The following is a 6,372-nucleotide window of genomic DNA, read 5'->3' on the forward strand; positions in this document are numbered from 1 at the left end:
TGCCCGCCGCGACCAAGGACGCCTATCAGGCCAAAATCCTCGGCGGCTTCACCCAGGAGGGCCGTGAAAAAATCCTCATCGCCATGATGAAGGTGAATTTTCTCAAGCGTTTGGAGAGTTCGGTGGATTCGTTCCGCCTCACCCTCGAACGCACCATCGGGAAAATCAACGTCCTGGAAAAGCGGATCACGGACTTTGAGATTCACCTGAATGACAATCCCGAACTCGATTTCGATTCGCTGACGCCCGACGAGTTTGAAGACCCGGATTTCGACGGGGAGGACTTCACGATTGGCGGCCGCCGCCGGATTCATCTCGGGCACCTGCGACTTCCCGAGTGGCTCAAGGCCGTGCGCCAAGACCGCGTCCAGCTCCAGTTTCTCCACGAGAAAACCAAGTCCGTTACCGCCACTCGCGACGGCAAGCTCGCGGAACTGAAGGCCCTCATTGCCGAAAAAGCGCGGCATCCCACCACCAACCGCGAGGGACGGCAGAACCGGAAGGTTCTCGTCTTCACCGCCTTTGCCGATACCGCCCGTTATCTGCACGAGAACCTTGGCCCGTGGGCGCGCCAGGAGTTGAAGATTCACACCGGCCTCGTCTGCGGCGACGGCGGCAACGCCGCCTCCCTTGGCCGCACGGACTTCGACGACATCCTGACCAACTTCTCGCCGATCTCCAAACGCCGCGCCGACCAGACCGGGGCCTTTCCCAACCAGCGCGAGGAAATCGATCTGCTCATCGCCACGGACTGCATCAGCGAAGGTCAAAACCTCCAGGACTGCGATCTGCTGGTGAATTACGACATCCACTGGAATCCCGTCCGCATCATCCAGCGTTTCGGGCGCATCGACCGCATCGGCTCGCGCAACGCGGCGGTCCAGTTGGTCAACTTCTGGCCCGTGGCCGATCTCGACCGCTACCTCGGCGTGAAACACCGCGTCGAAGCCCGCATGGCGCTGGTGGACCTCGCGGCCACGCAGATGGACAACCTGCTCGATACGACCCAGCTCGAGGACCTCATCAAGGACGACCTGCTTTTCCGCGACCGGCAGTTGAAGCGCCTCAAAGATGAAGTGCTCGATTTGGAGGACCTCGACGACTCGGTCTCCCTCAGCGACTTCTCCCTCGATGAATTCCGGCAGGACCTGCTCAACTTCCTGCAAGCCCACCGAGCGGAGCTGGAGCGCGCGCCCCTCGGCCTCTACGCCGTCGTGCCCCCGGCGGCGGATATTCCGATGGCCCGCCCGGGCGTCATTTACTGCCTGCGGCAAAAGGCCGGCGCCGCTTCGCCCGCCAACGAGCGGATCAACCCCCTCGCGCCCCATTATCTCGTCTATGTGCAGGACACGGGCGAGGTCCGCCTGTCTTTTGTGCAGGCCAAGACCGTCCTGAACCTCTTCCGCGAGCTCGCTTCGGGAAAGAGCGAGCCTTACGTCGAGCTGTGCCGCCTGTTCGACCGGCAAACCAAACAGGGTGCCGATATGGACGCCTACTCCCACCTTGTCGGACAGGCCGTCCAGTCCATCACCGCCACCTTTCAGCAAAAGCTCGCCGCCGGCCTCCAGGGCCGCCGCGACTTCGTCCTGCCGCTCGCCGACGAACAGCCCTGCGAGGACGAGACGGCGTTCGAACTCGTCACCTGGCTCGTGCTGCTTGCGCCATGAAGCCTTCTGTGATCCACGGCTCCGACTACGGCGCATTTGTCACCGGTCTGAAAGCCCGGGTGGAAGCCGCCCGCCTGTCGGCTGCCCGGTCGGTCAACCGCGACCTTATCCTGCTGTATTGGGACATCGGCCAGGGCATCGTGGGAAAGCAGCGCGCGCTCGGCTGGGGCAAGGCGGTGGTGGAGACAGTGGCCCAGGACCTGCGGGACTCGTTCCCAGAAATGCGCGGTTTCTCCGCCAATAATATCTGGCTGATGCGGCAATTTTACTCGGAATACTCGGAACCATCGTTTCTTGCACAGCTTGTTCAAGAAACAGGAGGTCGCAGTCGCTTGATGCCGCGACTGCCTGTCGCGGAAATGCCCGCGCCCGCCGCCGCCCGCCATCATCGCACGCGGATTCTTGAACAGCTTGTTCAAGAATTGTTGCCGGCCGTTCCTTGGGGCCACCATGTCGAAATTCTCAAGAAGGTGAAACCCCCCGCCGCCCGCTTCTATTACCTCCGCGCCACCGCCCGTTTCGGTTGGTCGCGCCGCGTCCTGCTCAACCAGATCAAGGCCGGGGCCTACGAACGCTCGCGGCGGGATGGCAAGGCCCACAACTTCCCCGCCGCCCTGCCGGAGCATCTCGCGGAGCAGGCCGAGGAGGCACTCAAGAGCAGCTACAATCTCGAGTTCCTCGGCCTCGGCCGCGCCGTGCAGGAGCGCGAGTTGGAGGATCGGCTCGTCAGGAGCCTGCGCGATTTCATCCTCGAGCTCGGTTACGGCTTTTGCTTCGTCGGCCGCCAGCATCGCCTCGCCCTGGGGTCCAAGGAATACTTCGTGGACCTGCTTTTCTACCACCGCTTCCTCAAGGCCCTCGTCGCCATTGATCTCAAGATCGGTGAGTTCGAGCCGGAGTTCGCCGGCAAGATGGATTTCTATCTCAACCTCCTCAACGACAAGGAACGCGCGCCCGACGACCGGCCTTCCCTCGGCATCATCCTCTGCGCCGAGAAGGACAACCTCGAAGTCGAATACGCCCTCAAGACCAAGGCCAATCCCATCGGGGTGGCCGAATACCGGCTCCAGCCCAGGCTGCCGGCCAGCCTCAAAGGCAAGCTCCCCACCGCCCAACAGCTCGCCACCGCCCTCCGCCTGCCTTCCCCCCGCTGATCCGTCGCCCGCATCGCTACTCAACTACCCGCTACTCGCTACTTCTGCCCCTGCCCATGCCCGCAGCCCCCGCCGATCTCCGCCCCGCGATCCAGGCCGCTCTCGCCGCCTTCTCGCAAAAACCCCTGCGCGAGGCCGCCCTCGGCCTCTTCGCCACCCTCGGCTACGCCTCCGACCGCACCGTGGATTTCGGCTCGGTCCCAGCTTTTTGCCGGACTTTCGACCAGGACGGCACGCACCTCGCCAAACTCGATCCTGCCCGCAACTGGGCTTCGATCCACCTCCTCTTCCAGCTCACCAGCTCCGATATCGCCCGCGGCAGCATCCGGCAGCTTGATCTCCTCGCACCCGAGCCCGCCGATCTCCGGCAGATTGAATCCTACCTCTTCCTCGCCCTCGACCTCGCGCCACCGCCCGACGGCAAACCCCGCTCGCGCACCGCGCTCTGCGATCTGGCCCGCGCCCTCAACCGCCTGTTTCCGATGCCGGCGCTCGTGCTTTTCAAGGAGGGCGACAAGCTCTCCATCGCCATCACCTACCGGCGGGGCCACAAGCGGGACCGCTCCCGCGATGTCGTCGAGCGCAAGGTCACCCTCATCAAGGACATTTCCATCAATCGGCCACACCCCGGCCACCTCGCCATCGTCGAAGATTTCGCCCTCCCCAGCTTGAGCGCCTACCGCGGCCGCGATATCTGCACCTTCGCCGACCTCGACTCCGCCTGGCGCGAGTCCCTCTCGGTCGAACTGCTCCGCAAGCGCGCCTACGTGAAACTCGCCGACTGGTATTTCTGGGCCCGCGAGCACGCCCAGTTTCCGCCCGACGCCCTGCCTGACGCCGACGGCAAGCCGTCCCTCCACCTCATCCGCCTCCTCACCCGCGTTATCTTCTGCTGGTTCGTGAAGGAGAAGACCCTGCCCGACGGCCATCCGCTGCTGCCCTACGATCTCTTCGACGCCCCGCGTATCCGCGAGCTCCTCAAGGACGCCTCGCCCGAGGCCCACACCTACTACACGGCCATCCTCCAAAACCTCTTCTTCGCCACGCTCAACACCGAGATGGATTCGCCCGGCGACGCCCCGGCCACGCGCCGTTTCGCCCGCGAGGTCAAGACCGACCACATGGTCCACACGCTCTGGCGCCACGAGGACCAGCTCCGCGACCCCGCCAAACTCGCTGCGCTCCTCCGCCGCATCCCCTTCCTCAACGGCGGCCTCTTCGAGTGCCTCGACGACCGCGTCGAGATCGAGGGCTCCACCCAGACCCGCGAGGTCCGCGTGGACGGTTTCTCCACCAATCCCGCCAAGCAGCCCCGGCTGCCCAACTTCCTCTTCTTCGGCGGCGACGTTCCCGGCGTCGATCTCTCCGCCGCCACCGGCAACAGCGCCCGCGCCCGCGTCACCGTCACTCCGCTGCTCGACATCCTCAACGGCTTTGTCTGGACCATCACCGAGAACACCCCGCTCGAGGAGGAGGTCGCCCTCGACCCCGACCTGCTCGGCAATGTCTTCGAGAACCTCCTCGCCGCCTACAACCCCGAGACCGGCACCGTTGCCCGCAACGCCACCGGCTCCTTCTACACCCCCGACTACGTCGTGGACTGGATGATCGAGCAGGCCCTCGAACCGCTCCTCCTCGCCGCGCTCCCACCCAATACCAAAAAAGCCGCCGCCCGCCTCCGGCAGCTCCTCGATTGGGACGAACCGGACCATGATTTCGACGCCGCCGAATCGCGCCTGCTTCTCACCGCCATCTCGCGCCTCCGCGCCCTCGATCCCGCCTGCGGTTCCGGCGCCTACCCGATGGGCCTGCTCAAGAAGATGGTCCGCCTCCTCGCCAAGCTCGACCCCGACAACTCCCTCTGGCGCGAGCGCCAGATCGCCCTCGCGGAACAGCTCGACAGCGCCCCGGCCCGCGAGGAGGCCCTCGCCGCCATCGAGCGCGCCTTCGCCCGCAACCACGACGACTACGGCCGCAAGCTCTACCTCATCGAAAACTCCCTCTACGGCGTGGATATCCAGCCCCTCGCCGTCCAGATCGCCAAGCTCCGCTTCTTCATCACCCTCATCGTTGACCAGCCCATTGATCCCGCGCTGCCCAACTACGGCATTCTCCCGCTCCCTAACCTCGAGACCAAGATCGTCCCCGCCAACACCCTGCTCGGCCTCCAGCGCGGCCAGCTCCTCCTCGGTTCCGACGAAGTCCGCACCCTCGAGCGCGAATTGAAGGCCGTCCGCCACCGCTACTTCACCGCCCGCCGCTATCAGGACAAGAAGACCCTCCGGCGCCGCGACCGCGAACTCTGCAAAAAACTCGCCGCCGCCCTCGTCGAGTCCGGCGAGTGCACGCCCTCCGACGCCAAACGCCTCGTCGAGTGGAACCCCTACAACACCAACACCTCCGCCAGCTTCTTCGACCCCGGCTGGATGTTCGGTCTCGAAGGCGAAAACGGCGCGCCCGGCCGCTTCGACCTCGTCCTCGGCAACCCGCCCTACGTCCGTCAGGAAGAGCTCAAGGCCGTCACCGTCCTCGACAGCGCCGGCCGTAACCGCCCGCTGAAGGATGTGCTCAAGGAGCAATACGAGTGCTACACCGGCACCGCCGATCTCTACGTCTATTTCTTCGAGCGCTCGCTCCAGCTCCTCCGCACCGGCGGCGTGCTCAGCTTCATCACCTCCAACAAATACTTCCGCGCCGGTTACGGGGAGAAGCTCCGCGCTTATCTCCTCCACGCCACCGCCCCGCGCGCCATCCTCGACTTCGGCGATACCAATATCTTCACCGCCATCGCCTACCCCTGCATCCTCGTCACCGAGAAAACGCGTGACATCACGCGGGGCCAGCTCCCCCCGCACGCCTTCCTTGAGACCAAAACCGGCCTCGCCCAACTCGTCCCGCACGCCGACCACAGTTTCCCAGTTTTCGCGTGGAAACCCGGCCCGGCCAAGGTGGATTTTCCCGCCGTCTTCGACCGCGAGAGTTTCGAGCTCCGCCAGCGCGACCTCAAACCCTCCGGTTGGCGGCTCGAAAACGCCACCGGGCTCGGCTTGCTGGAGCGCATCCGCAAAAGCGGCACGCCCTTGGGTGAATACTGCAATGGCCGATTCTACCGTGGCGTCTTGACCGGCTACAACGAGGCCTTCGTCGTGGACCGCGCCACCCGCGACCGCCTCATCGCCGAGCACAAATCTTCCGCCGAAGTGCTCAAACCCTTCCTGCGCGGTCGCGACGTGAAGCGCTGGCGCTGCGAATCACAGGACCTCTGGCTCATCTTCACGAGGCGCGGTATTAATATCAAAGACTACCCCGCCATCCACGCCTACCTGAAGCCGTTCAAGTCACGTCTCATGCCCGGCGTCCCCGGAGGTCGTAAGCCTGGCAGCTACGAGTGGTATGAAATCCAAGACAACATCGCCTACTGGCAAGAGTTCGAGCAGCCGAAGATCGTTTATCCAGACATCTACGAGCACCAAACTTTCGCGTTCGACACGAGTGGAGCCTATTTCGGGAACACCTGTTATTTCATTCCAACTGCGGAAAAGTGGTTCTTG

At 64.3% G+C, this 6,372-nt stretch carries 3 protein-coding genes; all 3 read left to right on the plus strand.

Features of this window, described 5'->3' with window-relative positions; all coding sequences use genetic code 11:
• Nucleotides 1–1,667 (plus strand): C-terminal helicase domain-containing protein (locus tag WMK75_RS17800; RefSeq protein WP_347268924.1); only part of this gene is annotated, 1,667 nt, incomplete at its 5' end.
• Between the two features lie 8 nt (nucleotides 1,668–1,675).
• Entirely contained in the window at nucleotides 1,676–2,821 is a 1,146-nt protein-coding gene (locus WMK75_RS17805) for a PDDEXK nuclease domain-containing protein (protein ID WP_347268925.1), read from the plus strand.
• A 56-nt stretch (nucleotides 2,822–2,877) separates the two neighbouring features.
• Nucleotides 2,878–6,372 (plus strand): Eco57I restriction-modification methylase domain-containing protein (locus WMK75_RS17810; RefSeq protein WP_347268926.1); only part of this gene is annotated, 3,495 nt, incomplete at its 3' end.

The sequence above is a fragment of the Paracoccus sp. (in: a-proteobacteria) genome, from assembly GCF_039808215.1.
GTDB lineage: Bacteria > Pseudomonadota > Alphaproteobacteria > Rhodobacterales > Rhodobacteraceae > Paracoccus.